1 protein-coding gene is annotated in these 215 nt (G+C 70.7%); it reads right to left on the reverse strand.

Annotation, left to right across the window (positions count from 1 at the left end; translation table 11 throughout):
• The coding region (locus IF06_RS32740; RefSeq protein ID WP_036312213.1) for an acyltransferase domain-containing protein at positions 1-215 on the reverse strand (215 nt) is incomplete at both ends.

Raw genomic sequence — 215 nt, forward strand, 5'->3', positions numbered from 1 at the left:
CCGACGCGCCCACCGCCGCCATCACCCCACCGCTGGGCAGGGCCTGCATCAACCGACCCCGCGCCGCCACCAACGTGCACGCATCCGCCAACGACAACACCCCGGACACGTACGCGGCCGTCACCTCACCGATCGAGTGACCGGCCAGGTAGTCGGCCCGCACACCCCACGACGCGAGCAACTCCCACAACGCCACCTCGATTGCGAACAGGCCC

The organism is Micromonospora globosa, from assembly GCF_000717585.1.
Lineage (GTDB): Bacteria > Actinomycetota > Actinomycetes > Mycobacteriales > Micromonosporaceae > Micromonospora > Micromonospora aurantiaca.